General features: G+C 79.3%; 1 pseudogene. It reads right to left on the reverse strand.

Features of this window, described 5'->3' with window-relative positions:
- A pseudogene (locus A7A76_RS02945) lies at positions 1-627 on the reverse strand (hypothetical protein); the annotation flags it as partial.

Consider the following 627-nt stretch of genomic DNA (forward strand, 5'->3'; position numbering starts at 1 on the left):
CGCGCCGGCGAGGCCGCGGCCTGCGCCGCGGCTTCGGCCTGGGCCCGTTCGGCTTCGCTCGGCTGCACGGTTGCGGCGACCGCCACGACCGGCTCGACGACCGGTTCCGGCGTCGCCACGACCGCCGTCTCGACCGCCGCCGCTTCGACCGTCACGGCCGGTTCGACCGGCGCGGCAGCGACGGCCGCAGGCGCGGCTTCGGCCTGCGGCTGAGCCTGGATCGCGCGCTCGGCGGCGACCTGGGCCGGAGCGGCTTCGGCGGCCGGTTCGGCGCGGGCCGGGGCATCGGCGCGGGCGTCGATGTAGCTCGACGGCTCGACCTGGGCCGGAGCGACCGGCGCCGGAACCGGCTCGGCAGCGGCGACTTCGACCGCGGCGGCCGCGGGCGCTTCGGCCTCGGCCGCAGCGACGGCTTCGGCCTTCGCGGTTTCGGCCTTCGCGGCTTCGGCCTTCGGCGCGAACGCGCTTTCGCCGGCATCGGCCGGAGCCTCGGTCTTCGCGACCGCGCGGTGGTTCGTTTCGGCCTGGACCGGCGCGCCGGCAGCGTAGGACGCGCGTTCGCCGACCGCCGGCGCGGCCGCATCGCGGTGCGCGGCGTCGGCCTGGGCCGGCGCCTGGGCGGAGCCG

Origin of the sequence: Lysobacter enzymogenes, from assembly GCF_017168095.1 — a bacterium.
Classification (GTDB): Bacteria; Pseudomonadota; Gammaproteobacteria; order Xanthomonadales; family Xanthomonadaceae; genus Lysobacter; species Lysobacter enzymogenes_D.